The sequence below is a fragment of the Qaidamihabitans albus genome, assembly GCF_016464705.1.
Lineage (GTDB): Bacteria > Actinomycetota > Actinomycetes > Mycobacteriales > Pseudonocardiaceae > Qaidamihabitans > Qaidamihabitans albus.
The window spans coordinates 144,883-160,580 of record NZ_JAEHOB010000002.1 but is presented as its reverse complement, the minus strand read 5'-3'; the positions used below and the strand labels follow the sequence as shown (position 1 = coordinate 160,580).

Below are 15,698 nucleotides of genomic sequence, written 5' to 3'. Positions count from 1 at the left end.
GGGCCGGGACTAGTGTCGAGCCGTGACCGTGCTGGTGATCTCTGGAACGGGGACCGGCGTCGGCAAGACCGTGGTGACCGCGGCCATCGCCGCGCTCGCCAGGGAACGCGGCGACTCGGTCGCGGTGCTCAAGCCCGCGCAGACCGGGGTGGCGCCGGAAGAGCCCGGCGACCTCGCCGAGGTGCGCAGGCTCGCCGGTGCCGTGCCGACCCGCGAGCTGCGCCGCTACCCCGACCCGCTGTCCCCGGAGGCAGCGGCCCGTAACAGCGGGCTGCCCCCGGTGACCCCCTCCGACGCTGCGCGGGCGGCCGCCGAGCTGCACTCGTCGCACGATCTCGTGCTGGTCGAGGGGGCAGGCGGGCTGCTCGTCCGGTTCGACTCGTCCGGCGGAACGCTGGCCGACGTCGCGTGGTCGCTCGGTGCCCCGCTGCTGATCGTCGCGCAGGCCGGCCTCGGCACGCTCAACGCCACCGCGCTCACCGCGGAGGTGGCCACGCGGCGCGGGCTCAACGTGCTCGGCGTGGTCATCGGCTCGTGGCCGGCCGGGCCCGACCTGGCAGCCCGCTCCAACGTCGCCGACCTGCCGGTCGCCGCCGGGGCACCGCTGCTGGGCGTGCTGCCCGAGCGGCTCGGCCACGCGAGCAGGGACGAGTTCCTCGAGGAGGCGCGGCGCGGGCTGTCCCCCTGGTTCGGGGGCCAGTTCGACCCGGACTGCTTCGCGGGCAGCGCTTCCGCGTCGACGTGACGCACATCGCTGTGTCAGGCTCGATCGGTCAGTCACACTGCACCGAGCACGCGAACGACCCCGCACCGAAGGAGATGCCGTGACGGTCGCACCCCAGGAGACCTCCACCGAGGCGGACATTCTCACGGTGGCCCGTGAGCAGGTTCTCGAACGAGGCACCGGGCTGTCCGAACGGCAGATCCTCGACGTGTTGCGGCTCGGCGACGATCAGGTGCCCGACCTGCTCGCTCTCGCCCACGAGGTGCGCATGCGCTGGTGCGGGCCCGAGGTCGAGGTCGAGGGCATCGTCAGCGTGAAGACCGGTGGCTGTCCCGAGGACTGCCACTTCTGTTCGCAGTCCGGCCGGTTCCCGACGCCGGTCCGCTCCGCGTGGCTCGACATCCCGGGCCTGGTCAAGGCCGCAGCCGAGACGGCGGAGACCGGGGCCACCGAGTTCTGCATCGTGGCCGCCGTGCGGGGGCCCGACGCCCGGCTGCTGTCCCAGGTACGCGAGGGCATCAGGGCGATCCGCGAGTCCGGCAACGACATCCAGATCGCCTGCTCGCTGGGCATGCTCACGCAGGAACAGGTCGACGAGCTCGTCGAGATGGGCGTGCACCGGTACAACCACAACCTGGAGACCGCCCGGTCGCACTTCCCCGCGGTGGTCACCACCCACACGTGGGAGGAGCGCTGGGAGACGCTGCGGATGGTCCGCGAGGCGGGCATGGAGGTCTGCTGCGGCGGCATCGTGGGCATGGGGGAGAACGACGAGCAGCGCGCCGAGTTCGCCGCGCAGCTCGCCGACCTCGGCCCCCACGAGGTGCCGATGAACTTCCTCATCCCGCAGCCGGGTACGCCGTACGAGCACTACGAGGTGATCGAGGGCAAGGACGCGTTGCGGATCGTCGCGGCGTTCCGGCTCGCCATGCCGCGCACGATGCTGCGCTTCGCGGGAGGCCGTGAGCTGACCCTCGGCGACCTCGGTGCCGAGCAGGGCATGCTCGGCGGGGTCAACGCGATCATCGTCGGCAACTACCTGACCAACCTCGGCCGTCCCGCCGAACAGGACCTGGAGATGCTGTCCGGCCTGAAGATGCCGATCAAGGCACTGAGCGAGACGATATGACCGGTCCTGCCCGCAACGACTCCTTCTGTGTCCACTGCGGACAGCCGGCGGACACCGGGCACGTGTCGTGCCACAACTCCCGCACGGCACTGGAGCCGCCGCGGTTCTGCCCGCGGTGCGCGCGCAGGATGGTCGTCCAGGTCACCCCGAGTGGGTGGCAGGCCCGCTGCAGCCGCCACGGCGAAGCCTCCTCGGCGGACGCTCCCGCGACCAACTAGGCTCGCCCGGAAACCCGGGGGAGAGTCGCGGACGGAGGCTGGTAGTGGGTGAGTCGGTGTTCACCGCGGTCGGGTCGCGGCGGCCGAAGGTCGTCGTCAAGGCCGACGTGCTGCCCGCGCTCAGCGTGTTCTCCATGGTGGCGCTACTCGGCATCCCGCTCGGCTGGATCTGGGCGCAGCTCGCGCCGCCGCAACGCCTGCGGGTGGTCTCCGCCGACCGCGATCCGGTGCCGCTGCAACTGGAGAGCTGGCACCGCTTCGACGACCTCGCGATCTTCCTGCTGCTCGGATTGGCGGCGGGTCTGCTCACCGGCGCCGCCGTGTGGCTACTGCGCGAGCGGCGCGGGCCCGTCGTGCTGCTCGCCGCGGTCGCCGGCGCGCTCTTCGCCGCCTGGCTCGCGGCACGGATGGGAATCGCGTTCGCCGAGAGCCGCTACGCGGTCGCCGAGCCGCCCGGGCTCGGGGACGTGGTGGAGCGGGCGCCCGTGCTGGAGACCGGCTGGGGCCTGCTCGCGCAGCCGCTGGCCACCGCGCTCGGCTACGGCGTGCTCGCCGCGTGGAACGGCCGCGAGGACCTCGGCCGCCGCCTGGGCTGACGCCACACCCGCCACCTCTCGTGAGTGGCTACGCGAGTTAGAACTCGCGTAGCCACTCACGAGGCGGGCTAGTTGAGGTGGGCCGGTTTGACGGGTTCGGCGAGCTCGCCGGGCGGCGGCGGCACGGCGTGCAGTGCGGACAGGAAACCCGCCTCCCTTTTCAGCAGCCGGCACGCGAGGCTGAGCCTGCGCAGCGGCTGGCGTTCTTCGAGCAGCGCCTGCCGGTCCGGCAGCGGGAGCAGGCAGTCGGTGGCGAGCAGGTAGGCCAGTCGCGCGGTATCGGTGTCCTCCGGAGGCAACTGCCAGTCGTCGTGCTCCCACGCCGCGGCGCAGTACCGCCGGTGCGCGGCCTTGACCGCCTCGCCGAGCTGGGCGGCCGCCTCGGCGCTGCCTGCCGGGAGCGCGACGTCGTCGAGCCACTCGACGGTGCCGAGCAGGTACGGGGCCGACCTGCTGTCGATCGAGAGCAGCCTGAACCGCCGGTGCCCGGTGCTGATGATGTCGAACCGGCCGTCCGGCAGACGCTCCGCCTCCCGCAGCCGCGCCGCGCAGCCGATCTCGTGGACGTGTTCGAGCTCCTCGACCTCGCGCACCATCGACGTCTTGATCGCGAGCACGCCGAACAGCCGGTCGGGGACCGTTTCGGTGATCAGGTCCACGATGAGCTGCCGGTAACGGGGCTCGAAGATGTGCAGGGGCAGGTGCGCGCCCGGCAGCAGCACCGTCTGCAGCGGGAACAACGGCAACGTCGTCCGCTCGCTTTCCGGTGTCGTGTCGGCCACGCCCACACGTTACGGCGTTCGCCGCCGGTTCGCCCGTTCGCGTGGTGACGGTGGCCGGAAGACCGCGAACGGGTCGGTCACCTGCATGCCGTCCTGGACGAAGGAGTACAGCGCGGCCGGCCTGCCGCCCGCCCGGCCCGAGGGTGCCGTGCCGCCGGTGGGTTCGAGGAGTCCGCGGCGGGCCAGCACCCGTTGCAGGTTGGTCGCCGATACCCGGTAGCCGAGCGCCGCCGAGTAGAGCTCGCGCAGTGCCGAGATCGTGAACTCCGCGGGGGCGAGCGCGAAGCCGATGTTGGTGTAGCTCAGCTTCGCGCGCAGCCGCTCGCGCGCCCGCAGCACGATCGCCTCGTGGTCGAACGCGGTGCGGGGGAGCGCGTCCACCGGGTGCCACGCGGTGTCCTCGGGCACCTCGGGATCGGCCCCGTAGGGCACCAGGCCGAGGAACGCCGTGGCGACCACACGCGGGCCGGGCACCCGGTCCGGCGCGCTGAACACCGCGAGCTGCTCGACGTGCGAGAGCTGCTTGACGTCCACCTTCTCGGCGAGCTGGCGCCGGATCGACGTCTCGACGTCCTCGTCCGGCCGCAGCCGGCCACCCGGCAGCGACCAGCGCCCGATGTGCGGGTCCAGGGCGCGGCGCCACAGCAGGACGTGCAGCGTGGCGGGGCGTGTGTCGTAACGCACCTGCAGGACGGCCGCAAGGACCTCGTGTGCCAGGGGGGCGCTGCTGTTAATATGAGAACGCACGGTTTTCGATTATAAGGCGAAAACCCCTGCGACAGCCAGGAGGGGCGCACATGACCTTGCAGGCCGAGGACCTCGTTCCGTACGGCGGCGTCGAGGCGGACGCGGCGTGGGCCGAGGAGGTGCGCAGGCTCGCCCGCGAACGCGACGCTGTGCTGCTCGCGCACAACTACCAGGTGCCGGAGATCCAGGAGATCGCCGACCACACCGGTGACTCGCTCGCGCTCAGCCGCATCGCCGCGGCCAGCGAGGCGAGCACGATCGTCTTCTGCGGCGTCCACTTCATGGCCGAGACCGCGAAGATCCTGGCGCCGGAGAAGACGGTGCTCATCCCGGACGCGCGGGCCGGCTGCTCGCTCGCCGACTCGATCACCGGTGCGCAGCTGCGCGAGTGGAAGGCCGAGCACCCCGGCGCGGTGGTGGTCTCCTACGTCAACACCACCGCCGAGGTGAAGGCCGAGACCGACATCTGCTGCACCTCCTCGAACGCGGTGGACGTGGTGGCCTCGATTCCCGCCGGTCGGGACGTGCTGTTCTGCCCGGACCAGTTCCTCGGTGCGCACGTCAAGCGCGAGACCGGCAGGGAGAACCTGTACATCTGGGCGGGCGAGTGCCACGTGCACGCCGGGATCAACGGGCCCGAGCTGGCGGAGCGCGCCGCGGCGGACCCGGACGCCGACCTGTTCATCCATCCCGAGTGCGGCTGTGCCACCTCGGCGCTCTACCTCGCCGGTGAGGGCGCCGTGCCGAAGGACAAGGTGAAGATCCTCTCCACGGGGGACATGCTGCACGCCGCCCGCGACACCAAGGCGCGCTCGGTGCTGGTCGCCACCGAGATCGGCATGCTGCACCAGCTGCGCAAGGCCGCTCCGGAGATCGACTTCCGCGCGGTCAACGACCGTGCTTCCTGCCGCTACATGAAGATGATCACCCCGGCGGCGCTGCTGCGCTCGCTGCGCGAAGGCGCCGACGAGGTGCACGTCGACACCGAGACGGCCGCCAGGGCGCGGGCGTCGGTGCGGCGGATGATCGAGATCGGCAAGCCGGGCGGCGGCGAATGACCGGACCGGTTTTTACCTCACAGTCGAAAACCTGCGCGCAGTGGGAGGCCCGCGCCGATCTGGTCGTGCTCGGCAGCGGGGTCGCCGGGCTCACGGCGGCCCTGCGGGCCAGGCAGCTCGGGCTGCGGGTGCTCGTGGTGACCAAGGCCGCCGTCGACGACGGCAACACCAGGTGGGCGCAGGGTGGTGTCGCCGTCGTGCTCGACGGCGAGCACGACGACGGTGACTCGGTGGCCGCACACGCGGCGGACACCGTCACCGCCGGTGCCGGGCTCTGCGACGCCGCCGCCGTCCGCGACATCGTCGGGGCCGGACCGGCCGCCGTAGCCAGGCTGCGCGCGCTCGGCGCACGGTTCGACGCGAGCTCCACCGGGCTCGCCCGCACCCGGGAGGGCGGGCACAGCGCGTTGCGTGTGGTGCACGCGGGTGGCGACGCGACCGGAGCCGAGGTCGAGCGCGCGCTCGTCGCCGAGGCCGGGGGCCGCCGGGTTCCCGTGCTGGAGCGGCACGTGGCCGTCGACGCCCTGCGCACCCCGCTCGGCGAGGTGGCCGGCGTGACGGTGCTCGACCCGCACGGCGTGCCGGGCGTGCTGCGCGCGCCCGCGGTGCTGGTCGCCACGGGCGGGCTGGGCCAGCTCTACCAGGCCACGTCCAACCCGGAGGTCGCCACCGGCGACGGGCTGGCGCTCGCGCTGCGGGCCGGGGCGCTCGCCGCGGACGTCGAGTTCGTGCAGTTTCATCCCACCGTGCTCTACACGCGCGGTGCGCGGGGACGCTGCCCGCTCGTCACGGAGGCCGTGCGCGGGGAGGGTGCCGTGCTCGTCGACGCGACCGGCGCGCCGGTGATGCGCGGGGTCCACCCGCTCGGTGACCTGGCCCCGCGCGACGTCGTTTCGGCGGCGATCACCCGCCGGATGGCACAGGCACCGGGCGGCGTGGACGACCACGTCTATCTCGATGCCACCGCCGTCCCCGGCTTCGCGCGGCGGTTCCCGACGGTGCACGCGGCCTGCGCCGCGGCCGGGGTCGACCCGGCGCGGCAGCCGATTCCGGTGACCCCGGCCGCGCACTTCGCCTGCGGCGGCGTGGTGACCGGCATCGACGGGCGCACCACCGTGACCGGCCTGTACGCGGCCGGCGAGGTGGCCCGCACCGGCCTGCACGGAGCGAACCGGCTGGCGTCGAACAGCCTGCTGGAAGGGCTCGTGCTGGGGGAGCGAGCGGCCGAGGCGGTCGCCGCCGACCTGGCGGCCGGTGCGTGTGCCGATCCACGCCTCGGGCAGCCGCCGGAGACCGACGTCGCCCCGGTGGCCGAACGTGACTCGCTGCAACGGGTGATGAGCCGCTACGCCGCCATCGGCCGGGACGCCGAAGGGCTGGCCGTGGCCGGTTCGGTGCTCGACCTGTCGAGCGTGGACAGTCCGTTGTGGACGCAGGAGGCGGTCGAGGACGCGGCGCTGACGCTGGTGGCCGCGGCGCTGATCGCGGCCGCGGCGCGGCGCACCGAGTCCAGGGGCTGCCACGTGCGCACGGACCATCCGGGGCGCGACGACGCGGCCTGGCGGCACAGCCAGCCGCTCCGGCTGAGCCCGTCCGGGCAGCCGGTGCTCGCCGAGAAGATCGTGGAGGCGGCCTCGTGAACGGCGAGCTCGATCCGGCGGACCTGCGCCGGGTGGTCGGCACCGCACTGGAGGAGGACCTGCGCTACGGGCCGGACGCCACCACCGAGGCGACCGTGCCCGCCGACGCCACGGCGACGGCCGAGCTGACCCCGCGCACCCCGGGTGTCCTCGCGGGCGTCCCGGTGGCGCGCGCGGTGTTCGACGCGGTGCTGGCCGAGCGGTACACGGTGCTGGCCGAACGGGCCGACGGCAGCGCGCTCGACGCCGGGGAGCCCGCCCTGGTGGTGCGCGGCAGCGTGCGCGGCCTGCTCACCGCCGAGCGGACGGCGCTCAACCTGCTCTGTCACCTCTCCGGCGTCGCGACCGCCACGGCGGCCTGGGTGCACGCCGTGGCGGGCACCGGCTGCTCTGTCCGGGACTCCCGCAAGACCCTGCCCGGCCTGCGGCTGCTCGAGAAGTACGCGGTCCGCTGCGGCGGCGGGGTCAACCACCGGCTCGGGCTCGGCGACGCGGTGCTGATCAAGGACAACCACGTGGTCGCGGCCGGGTCGGTCACCGAGGCGCTGCGGCTGGCCAGGGAGCACGCGGCCGGGCTGGCCTGCGAGGTCGAGGTGGACGATCTCGACCAGCTCGCGGAGGCGCTCGCCGCCGGAGCCGACGAGGTGCTGCTCGACAACTTCACCCCCGCGGAGTGCGCGCGGGCGGTCCGGCTGCGGGACTCCTCGTCGGCGAAGACACGGCTGGAGGCCTCGGGCGGCCTTCGCCTGGAGAACGCGCGGGCCTACGCCGAGTCCGGTGTCGACTACCTCGCGGTCGGCGCGCTCACGCACTCGGCGCCGGCGCTCGACATCGGGATGGACCTGCGGTAGCCACGCTCACAGCGCGAGCGGCAGCGTCCGGCGCACGTACGGGCGGTGCCTGCCGTGCAGCGGCACGAGCGGCACGCCGATCCCCGCGACCGCGCCTTCGTCCCCCGCCGCAGGGCGCAGGCCGAGCCGCAGGAGCAGTTCCTCGCGTACCGCACCCGAATGCAGGCGGCGCAGGGTGAGCGAGGTCGTGGTGAACGCGGCGCCCGGCACGACGGTGCCGAGCAGTCGTACCGGGTCGAGGCCGGACGGCGGCCGGAAGCACACCTGGGGAACGCCACCGCCCGCCCAGTGCCGCCAGCTCTCGACCGGCTCGCCGGTACCGGCCGGCTCCTCCGGCGCACCGAGCGCCAGTACCAGATCGGCGGAGAGCTCATCGGCCGTCAGCACGGTGTTCGGGCACCCCGCCTCGGTGAGTGCGCAGGAGACGGCGAGTGCGGCCGCGACCGTCGCGCGCTGGGCACCGCGCTCACCGCCGCCCCTGACGAGCGTGGCCAGCGGCGCGTCCGCCGTCCGGTAGCGGACGGCGAGCCAGCACACCCGCTCGCCCGTGCCCGTCCACACCACCAGCTGCGCGCTCACCAGCGGGATGTCGGACTGCCCGTACGCCGCGCGCAGCGCTCGCAGGGCGGTGCCGAGGTCCGTGGCCGGCCCGGTCAGCCGCACCACGGCCGTCCAGGTGTCCCCGATCGCGGCCATCCCGAGCGGCGCGCCGAGCGCACCGGTGTGCGACCGGATCCGCACGGTGCTCAGCGGCGCCCGGTCGTCGTGCTGGCGCAGGCGGTAGCCGACCCACGTGACGACCCAGTGCGCCACCCGCTGCCCGGTCACCCGGATCGACGCGGCCGCGGCCAGCAGAGCCACCAGTGGGGCCAGCACGTCGACATCCACGGCGACTCCTGGTCCTTGCCTGGTTTCCTCCGCCACCGTAGACGACGGCCACGTGCCGCACTGCCGGAGGAATTCCCCACAGACCGGGTGGTCGGTTAGCCTTTCCGGCACGCGTGAGGTGGGATGAGGGAGTCGATGAGCGGCAGGGTCACGGTCGGCGTGATCGAGGATCACCCGCTGTACCGCGCGGCGGTCGCACGGGTGCTCGCGGAGGCCGACGATATCGAACTGGGCGCGGTGGCCGAGTCGGTGGACGAGTTCGCCACGCTCGCGCAGCCGCCGGGCGGTGTGGTGGTGCTGGACCTGAAGCTGCGCGGGGTGACCGACGCGGCCGCGGTGCTGCGCGTGGCCGGGATGGGCCACAAGGTGCTGGTCGTGTCAGCGCACGCCGGGAGGGCGGAGGTGCTCGGCGCGATCTCCGCGGGCGCGCGCGGCTACCTCTCGAAGGACGCCGACGGCGACGACATCCTGCGCGCGGTCCGGGAGATCGCCGCGGACCGGTCGTACGTCTCGCCGGTGCTGGCGTCGTTCGTGCTGGACGACGACCGGGAGCGGTTCGCGGAGCCGCAGGCGACGCTCTCCGAGCGGGAGCGGGAGGTGCTCGCGCACGTCGCGGCGGGGGAGCGGGACCAGGACATCGCGGACATGATGGCGATCAGTGTCCGGACCGTGCGGTCCTACCTCGACCGGATCCGGGACAAGACCGGCCGCAGGCGCAGGCCCGAGCTGACCAGGCTGGCCATCGAGCAGGGAATCGCGCTGCCCCGCTCGTGAGTGCGCACGCGAGTTCTAACTCGCGTGCGCACTCACGAGCGGGACGTGCCCAGCCTGCGGTTGGCGAGTACGGCCGTGGAGTCGCGGGACTTCTCGGCCACGGCCGGATCGACGTCCACCACCAGCAGGTCGGGCGCCGCGCCGAGCTGGGCGTGGACCTGGCCGAACGGATCGGCGACCGTCGAGTAGCCGATGCCGGTGGGCGCCTTCGGGTTGACCTCGACGCCGCTCGCGGCGGGATCGGCCTGCCCGCAGCCGAGCACCCACGTGCCCGAGTCGAGGGCCCGCGCCCGCACCAGCAGCTCCCACTGCTCACGCTTGCCCCTGCCCGCGCCCCAGGACGCGGGCAGCAGCACCGCGCTCGCCCCGGCGTCGGCCAGCGCCTGGAACAGCTCGGGGAAGCGCACGTCGTAGCACGTCGCCAGGCCGAGCCGCACGTCGCCGACGTCGACCGTGACGATGTCGGAGCCGCCCGCCACCGTGTCGGACTCGCGGAAGCCGAAGGCGTCGTAGAGGTGGATCTTGTCGTAGCCGCGGTGCTCGCCGAGCCCGGTGGCCAGCAGCGTGTTGCGCACCCGCTCGCCGTCCGGCGTGAACATCCCGGCCAGCACCAGCACGTCGTGCTCCTGGGCGATCTCGCCCACCGCCCGCGCCCACGGCCCGTCGACCGGTTCCGCCAGCGGCGCGAGCCGCACCCCGAACCGGGCCATCGCCGCCTCGGGGAACACGACCACGCGGGCGCCCGCACCCGCGGCCTTGGCGACCCACTCGCGGATGAGCTCCAGGTTCTCCGCGGGGTCTGCACTGGACGTGAGCTGGCACAAGGCGGCTCGCAGCACGGCTACCTCCCGGTCGCGGACGCTCTCCCGCCTCGTACCCTAGTCCCTATGTTGAACCGCACCGACCTGCGAGGTCGCGTCCCTTCACCGGTCGAGCTGCGCGCCACGCTGCCGCGCGCCGAGATCGACGTGGACGCGGTGCTGCATCAGGTGCGCCCGCTCGTCGAGGCGGTCCGCGACCGCGGCGCCGAGGCCGCGCTGGAGTACACCGAGCGGTTCGACCGGGTCCGTCCCGAGCGCGTCCGGGTGCCGGCCGCCGAGCTCGGCCGCGCGCTCGCCGAGCTGGACCCGGCCGTCCGGGAGGCGCTGGAGGAGTCCATCACCAGGGCGCGCGCGGTGCACGCCGACCAGCGGCGTGCCGATGTCACCACGCGGGTCGCCGACGGCGGCACGGTGACCGAGCGCTGGGTGCCGGTCGCCAGGGTGGGGCTGTACGCCCCCGGCGGGCTGGCCGTCTACCCGTCCAGCGTCGTCATGAACGTCGTGCCTGCGCAGGCCGCGGGCGTCGGCTCGCTGGTCGTCTGCTCACCGCCGCAGGCGGAGTTCGGCGGGCTGCCGCACCCGACCATCCTGGCCGCGGCCGCGCTGCTCGGCGTGGACGAGGTGTGGGCGGTCGGCGGCGCGCAGGCCGTCGCGCTGCTCGGCTATGGCGGCACCGACACCGACGGTGAGCCGCTCGAACCGGTCGACATGGTGACCGGACCGGGCAACATCTACCTCACCGCGGCGAAGCGGATGCTGCGCGGCGTCATCGGCATCGACTCGGAGGCCGGGCCCACCGAGATCGCGATCCTCGCCGACGACACCGCGGACCCGGCGCACGTGGCGGCGGACCTGGTCAGCCAGGCCGAGCACGACACGCTCGCCGCGAGCGTGCTGGTCACCACATCGGAGGCGCTCGCCGACGCCGTCGACGCGGAGCTCGAGCGTCGCGTCGCCGCGACGAAGCACACCGAACGGGTGAGCGAGGCACTGCGCGGGAAGCAGTCCGGCACCGTGCTGGTGGCCACGGTCGACGACGGCCTGCGGGTCGTCGACGCCTACGCCGCCGAGCACCTGGAGATCCAGACCACCGACGCCCGCACGGTGGCGGCGCGGGTGCGCAATGCGGGGGCGGTGTTCGTCGGCCCGTACGCGCCGGTGTCGCTCGGCGACTACTGCGCGGGGTCCAACCACGTGCTGCCGACCGGCGGGTCCGCCCGGCACTCCGCGGGGCTTTCCGTGCAGAGCTTCCTGCGCGGCATCCACGTGGTCGACTACAGCGCCGGCGCGCTGCGCGAGGTGGCGGGCAAGGTGGTGTCGCTGGCGGAGGCCGAGGACCTGCCCGCGCACGGCGAGGCCGTGACTGCACGCTTTCCCGAGGCCGCCCGGTGACCGCGGACGAGGTGGCGCTGGAGCAGTTGCCACTGCGCGAGGACCTGCGCGGCCGCAGCCCGTACGGCGCACCCCAGCTCGACGTCCCCGTGCGGCTCAACACCAACGAGAACCCGTACCCGCCGCCGGACGCGCTGGTCGACGACGTGGCCGGGGCGGTCCGGCAGGCGGCGGCCGGCCTGCACCGCTACCCGGACCGCGACGCCGTCGAGCTGCGCCGGGACCTCGCCGGTTACCTCTCGGCGTCCACGGGGGTGCCGCTGGCCGAGCGCAACCTGTGGGCCGCCAACGGTTCCAACGAGATCCTGCAACAGCTCCTGCAGGCGTTCGGCGGACCGGGCCGTACGGCGCTGGGCTTCGAGCCGTCGTACTCCATGCATCCGATCATCGCGGCGGGCACCCGCACCGAATGGCTGCCCGCGCCCCGTCGTGCGGACTTCTCCCTCGACACGGCGCGTGCCGCCGAGGTGATCGCCGAACGTGCTCCCGATGTCGTCTTCGTGACCAGCCCGAACAACCCGACGGGCGGCTCGATCCCGGCTGCGGAGCTGGAGCCGGTGCTGCGCGCCGCCCCCGGGATCGTCGTGGTGGACGAGGCGTACGCGGAGTTCTCCGCGCAGCCCAGCGCGGTGCACCTGCTGGCCGAGTACCCGGCCAAGCTGGTGGTCTCGCGCACGATGAGCAAGGCGTTCGCGTTCGCTGGCGGCCGGCTCGGCTACCTCGCCGCGGCGCCCGCCGTCGTGGACGCGCTGCAACTCGTCCGGCTGCCGTACCACCTCTCGGTGCTCACGCAGGCGGCCGCCCGCGCGGCGCTGCGGCATGCCGACGAGACGCTGGCCTCGGTGGCGAAGCTCGCGGCGGAACGCGACCGTGTCGCCGAATCCCTGCTCGGGCTCGGTTTCACACCCGTTCCCAGCGACGCCAACTTCATCCTCTTCGGACGGTTCGCCGACGCGCCCGCCACCTGGAGGTCCTATGTGGACCAGGGTGTGCTGATCCGTGACGTCGGCATCGAAGGACATCTCCGCGTCACCATCGGCACGCCGGAGGAGAACGACGCCTTCCTGGAGGCGAGCAAGGAGGTCCCGCGGTGACCAGCCGGGTAGGCAAGGTGGAGCGCACCACCAAGGAGTCCTCGATCCGGGTCGAGGTCGACCTGGACGGCACCGGGCAGGTCGAGGTGGCCACCGGGGTGCCGTTCTACGACCACATGCTGCACTCCTTCGGCGTGCACGGCTCGCTCGACCTGAAGGTCGCGGCCGAGGGGGACGTGCACATCGACGCGCACCACACGGTCGAGGACACCGCGATCGTGCTCGGCCAGGCGATCCGGGAGGCACTCGGCGACAAGAGGGGTATCCGCCGCTTCGGTGACGCCTGGATCCCGATGGACGAGACGCTCGCGCACGCGGCGATCGACGTCTCCGGCCGGCCGTACTGCGTGCACGTCGGCGAGCCCGCGGAGTTCAACACGTTCACGATCGGCGGCAACTACCCGTTCGTGCTGACCCGGCACGTGTTCGACTCGCTGTCCTTCCACGCGGGGATCGCGCTGCACGTGCGGGTGCTCCACGGCCGCGACCCGCACCACATCGCGGAGGCGCAGTACAAAGCCGTCGCGCGTGCGCTGCGGGCGGCGACCGAGGCCGACCCGAGAGCGGGCGGGGTTCCCTCCACGAAGGGTGTGCTCTAGGTGTCCGCCGAGTGGGTCGCGGTCCTGCTGCTCGCACTCGCCGGCTTCCTCGCCGGCGGTGTCTACAGCACGTGGAAGACCTCGCGCCCCCTCGCCGTCACCCTCGGCGTCGGCGCGGCCCTCGCCGTCGGCGGCGCGATCGCCTGGCTCGCCGGCTGACCCGGCGGCCGGTCGCTAGACGGGTTGCAGGGTGCGGTCGGCGCCGTCCCGGGCGGCCAGGCGCTCGCCCTCGACGTCGACGTTCGGCAACAGCCGGTCCAGCCACGCGGGCAGCCACCAGGCACGCTTGCCGAGCAGCGACATCACCGCCGGCACGATCGTCATGCGGATCACGAACGCGTCCACCGCGACGCCGAACGCGAGCGCGAAGCCGATCGACTGGATGAGCGAGTCCTGTGCGAGCACGAAGCCGGCGAACACGCTGATCATGATCAGCGCGGCGGCGACCACCACGCGGGAGCCGTGCCGGAAGCCGGTGATCATCGCCGTGTCGGCGTCGGCGCCGTGCACGTGCTCCTCGCGCATGCGGGTGACCAGGAAGACCTGGTAGTCCATCGCCAGGCCGAAGAGCACGCCGATCAGCAGGATCGGCAGCATGCTCATGATCGGGCCGGTCGTGTCCACCCCGAGCAGGTCGCTGAGCCAGCCCCACTGGAACACCGCGACGACCGCGCCGAACGTGGCCGCCACCGAGCCGAGGAAGCCCAGCGTGGCCTTCAGCGGCACGATCAGCGAGCGGAACACGAGCGTCAGCAGGATGAAGGCCAGCCCGACGATCAGCGCGAGGTAGGGCAGCAGCGCGTCGGCCATCTTCTGGGAGACGTCGATGTTCATGGCCGTCTGGCCGGTGACGGCGACGTCGGCGCCGGTCTCGCCGCGCAGCTGTCCGGCGTCGTCGCGGATCGCGTTCACCAGGTCCTCCGTGGCCTGGCTGCTGGGACCGCTCGCGGGGATGACCGTGAGCAGCGCCGTATCGCCGGCCGGGCTGACCTGCGGGGGTGTCACCGCGGCGACGTCGTCCATCGTGCTGAGCCGCTGCGCGGTCGCCTGTGCCGCGGCCTGCGTGTCGGCGCCGCCGTCGACGACCACGATCAGCGGCCCGTTGGCGCCGGGGCCGAAGCCCGAGCTGATCAGGTTGTACGCCTTGTGCTGGGTGGAGTCCGGTGCGGCGGTGCTGTCGTCGGGCAGGCCGAGTTGCATGCCGGCCGCGGGGATCGCGACGACGGCAAGCGCCGCGACCGCCGCCACGAGCACGGAACCGCGATGCCGCGCGACGAAGGCCGCCCAGCGCTTGCCCGCGCCCGGCCGGTCGTCACTGTCGGACCTGCGCAGGCCCGGGATCCGCCCGCCGAGCACCTTCGCGCCGGTGAAGCCCAGCAGCGCCGGCAGCAGCGTGACGGCGATGACGACGGCGACCGCGACCGTCGCCGAGGCGGCGATGCCCATCTCGCCGAGCATCGGGATGCCGACGACGGTCAGCCCGGTGAGCGCGATGATCACGGTGAGTCCCGCGAACACCACGGCGGAGCCTGCCGTGCCCACGGCGTATGCCGCCGCGGCCTCGGGCGCTCGCCCGCGACGCAGCTCGTGCCGGTAGCGGGAGACGATGAACAGCGCGTAGTCGATCCCCACGGCGAGCCCGATCATCAGAGCCAGCACCGGGGTGTTGGTGTTCAGCTCGAGCGGCCCTGACGCGACGGAGATGCCTGCCATGCCGACGCCGACCCCCACGAGCGCGGTGAGCAGCGGCAGTCCGGCGGCGATGAGCGAGCCGAACGTGATGACCAGCACAAGGGCGGCGACCGCGACTCCGATACCCTCCGTCGGCTCGGTCTGCGGCATCGCGCGCACCGCGTCGCCGCCGAACTCGACCTGGAGTCCGGCCGCGTGTCCCGCCTCGGCCGCCGACTGCAGCGCCTCCCGGTCCTGCGCGGTCAGTTCGAACGCCTTGACCTGGTAGCTCACCTGCGCGAGCGCGACCCGCCCGTCGGGGGAGACCGAGCGTGTCTCGAACGGGTCCGCGACGTCGACCACCTTCGGCGCGTCCCGCAGCGCGCCGACGACCTCACCGACGGCCGCCCGGTTGGCGGGCTCGGCGAGCGTCTCGCCCTCCGGCGCGGCGATCGCGACCCGAGCCGTGGCGCCGCCGACCGCTGCCTGGGGGAACTCCTCGTTCAGCTGGTCGATGGCCTGCTGCGACTCGGTGCCCGGGATGCTCACCGAGTTGGTCATCTGGCCGGACAGCGTCAGCGCGCCGATCCCGAGCAGGACGAGCAGGACGGCCCACACGCCGGCGACGAGCTTGCGCCGCAGGAACGAGAACCGGCCGAGCCGGGAGAGGAGTATCGCCACGCGAGGCTCCGTTTCTGGGTGTGGTTTCTTGGT

17 protein-coding genes are annotated in these 15,698 nt (G+C 73.3%); 12 read left to right on the top strand and 5 right to left on the bottom strand.

Going from position 1 to position 15,698, the window contains the following annotated elements:
* Positions 1–22: 22 nt before the first annotated feature.
* From bioD to JAP66_RS03970, 4 genes are all read left to right on the top strand, one after another.
* Complete coding sequence (bioD, locus tag JAP66_RS03980; protein ID WP_199430179.1) at positions 23–745, top strand: dethiobiotin synthase; 723 nt, start codon at positions 23–25, stop codon at positions 743–745.
* Positions 746–824: 79 nt separating this feature from the next.
* Entirely contained in the window at positions 825–1,853 is a 1,029-nt protein-coding gene (gene bioB / locus JAP66_RS03975) for a biotin synthase BioB (RefSeq protein ID WP_199430178.1), read from the top strand.
* Positions 1,850–2,071, top strand: coding sequence for a biotin synthase auxiliary protein BsaP (bsaP, locus tag JAP66_RS31980; RefSeq protein WP_235998748.1), 222 nt, complete (start codon positions 1,850–1,852; stop codon positions 2,069–2,071). The genes bioB and bsaP overlap by 4 nt, the downstream gene beginning before the upstream one ends.
* Before the next feature lie 44 nt (positions 2,072–2,115).
* Positions 2,116–2,667 (top strand): DUF2567 domain-containing protein, encoded by a 552-nt coding sequence (locus JAP66_RS03970; RefSeq protein WP_307849427.1) that lies wholly within the window; start codon positions 2,116–2,118, stop codon positions 2,665–2,667.
* 68 nt (positions 2,668–2,735) lie between these two features.
* Here JAP66_RS03970 and JAP66_RS03965 read toward each other — a convergent pair whose 3' ends face one another.
* Together JAP66_RS03965 and JAP66_RS03960 are read right to left on the bottom strand one after the other, a co-directional pair.
* Positions 2,736–3,449, bottom strand: a complete 714-nt coding sequence (locus JAP66_RS03965; protein ID WP_199430177.1) for an LON peptidase substrate-binding domain-containing protein — start codon at positions 3,447–3,449, stop codon at positions 2,736–2,738.
* A 9-nt stretch (positions 3,450–3,458) separates the two neighbouring features.
* Positions 3,459–4,166, bottom strand: a complete 708-nt coding sequence (locus JAP66_RS03960; protein ID WP_210769708.1) for an NUDIX hydrolase — start codon at positions 4,164–4,166, stop codon at positions 3,459–3,461.
* Positions 4,167–4,246: 80 nt separating this feature from the next.
* On the opposite strand from JAP66_RS03960, the gene nadA reads away from it, so the two are divergent.
* The 3 genes from nadA to nadC are packed head-to-tail and all read left to right on the top strand — an operon-like array spanning position 4,247 to position 7,745.
* Positions 4,247–5,254, top strand: coding sequence for a quinolinate synthase NadA (gene nadA / locus JAP66_RS03955; protein ID WP_199430175.1), 1,008 nt, complete (start codon positions 4,247–4,249; stop codon positions 5,252–5,254).
* Positions 5,251–6,894, top strand: a complete 1,644-nt coding sequence (locus tag JAP66_RS03950; RefSeq protein WP_199430174.1) for an L-aspartate oxidase — start codon at positions 5,251–5,253, stop codon at positions 6,892–6,894. The genes nadA and JAP66_RS03950 overlap by 4 nt, the downstream gene beginning before the upstream one ends.
* On the top strand, positions 6,891–7,745 hold the full coding sequence (gene nadC, locus JAP66_RS03945; protein WP_307849426.1) for a carboxylating nicotinate-nucleotide diphosphorylase: 855 nt from the start codon (positions 6,891–6,893) through the stop codon (positions 7,743–7,745). Before JAP66_RS03950 ends, nadC begins: the two co-directional genes overlap by 4 nt.
* Positions 7,746–7,751: 6 nt before the next feature.
* Here the strand turns inward: nadC and JAP66_RS03940 are convergent, their stop codons facing one another.
* Positions 7,752–8,633 carry a type VII secretion protein EccE gene (locus JAP66_RS03940; RefSeq protein WP_199430173.1) on the bottom strand — a complete coding sequence of 294 codons (882 nt, stop codon included), beginning with the start codon at positions 8,631–8,633 and terminating at the stop codon, positions 7,752–7,754.
* Positions 8,634–8,768: 135 nt separating this feature from the next.
* Here JAP66_RS03940 and JAP66_RS03935 point away from each other — a divergent pair, with 135 nt between their 5' ends.
* Positions 8,769–9,407 (top strand): LuxR C-terminal-related transcriptional regulator, encoded by a 639-nt coding sequence (locus JAP66_RS03935; protein WP_235998747.1) that lies wholly within the window; start codon positions 8,769–8,771, stop codon positions 9,405–9,407.
* Positions 9,408–9,439: 32 nt separating this feature from the next.
* On the opposite strand, the gene JAP66_RS03930 is transcribed toward JAP66_RS03935, so the two are convergent.
* Positions 9,440–10,246, bottom strand: a complete 807-nt coding sequence (locus JAP66_RS03930; RefSeq protein WP_199430171.1) for a carbon-nitrogen hydrolase family protein — start codon at positions 10,244–10,246, stop codon at positions 9,440–9,442.
* 48 nt (positions 10,247–10,294) lie between these two features.
* Between JAP66_RS03930 and hisD the strand changes: the two genes are divergently transcribed.
* Genes hisD through JAP66_RS03910 form a run of 4 tightly spaced genes read left to right on the top strand, consistent with a single transcriptional unit; the run spans position 10,295 to position 13,472 of the window.
* The gene (gene hisD, locus JAP66_RS03925) at positions 10,295–11,620 is read left to right on the top strand and encodes a histidinol dehydrogenase (protein WP_199430170.1); all 1,326 of its coding nucleotides are present in this window, start codon (positions 10,295–10,297) and stop codon (positions 11,618–11,620) included.
* Positions 11,617–12,714, top strand: coding sequence for a histidinol-phosphate transaminase (locus JAP66_RS03920; RefSeq protein ID WP_199430169.1), 1,098 nt, complete (start codon positions 11,617–11,619; stop codon positions 12,712–12,714). Before hisD ends, JAP66_RS03920 begins: the two co-directional genes overlap by 4 nt.
* Positions 12,711–13,313 (top strand): imidazoleglycerol-phosphate dehydratase HisB, encoded by a 603-nt coding sequence (gene hisB / locus JAP66_RS03915; protein WP_199430168.1) that lies wholly within the window; start codon positions 12,711–12,713, stop codon positions 13,311–13,313. Before JAP66_RS03920 ends, hisB begins: the two co-directional genes overlap by 4 nt.
* Positions 13,314–13,472, top strand: coding sequence for a CG2302 family histidine operon protein (locus JAP66_RS03910; RefSeq protein ID WP_199430167.1), 159 nt, complete (start codon positions 13,314–13,316; stop codon positions 13,470–13,472).
* A gap of 15 nt (positions 13,473–13,487) precedes the next feature.
* Here JAP66_RS03910 and JAP66_RS03905 read toward each other — a convergent pair whose 3' ends face one another.
* Complete coding sequence (locus JAP66_RS03905) at positions 13,488–15,665, bottom strand: MMPL family transporter (protein WP_199430166.1); 2,178 nt, start codon at positions 15,663–15,665, stop codon at positions 13,488–13,490.
* Positions 15,666–15,698: the final 33 nt, after the last annotated feature.

Coding starts and splice junctions, on each gene's coding strand:
- nadA (WP_199430175.1), top strand. CDS start 4,247: ATGACCTTGCAGGCCGAGGACCTCGTTCCGTACGGCGGCGTCGAGGCG.
- hisD (WP_199430170.1), top strand. CDS start 10,295: ATGTTGAACCGCACCGACCTGCGAGGTCGCGTCCCTTCACCGGTCGAG.
- JAP66_RS03935 (WP_235998747.1), top strand. CDS start 8,769: ATGAGCGGCAGGGTCACGGTCGGCGTGATCGAGGATCACCCGCTGTAC.
- bsaP (WP_235998748.1), top strand. CDS start 1,850: ATGACCGGTCCTGCCCGCAACGACTCCTTCTGTGTCCACTGCGGACAG.
- JAP66_RS03950 (WP_199430174.1), top strand. CDS start 5,251: ATGACCGGACCGGTTTTTACCTCACAGTCGAAAACCTGCGCGCAGTGG.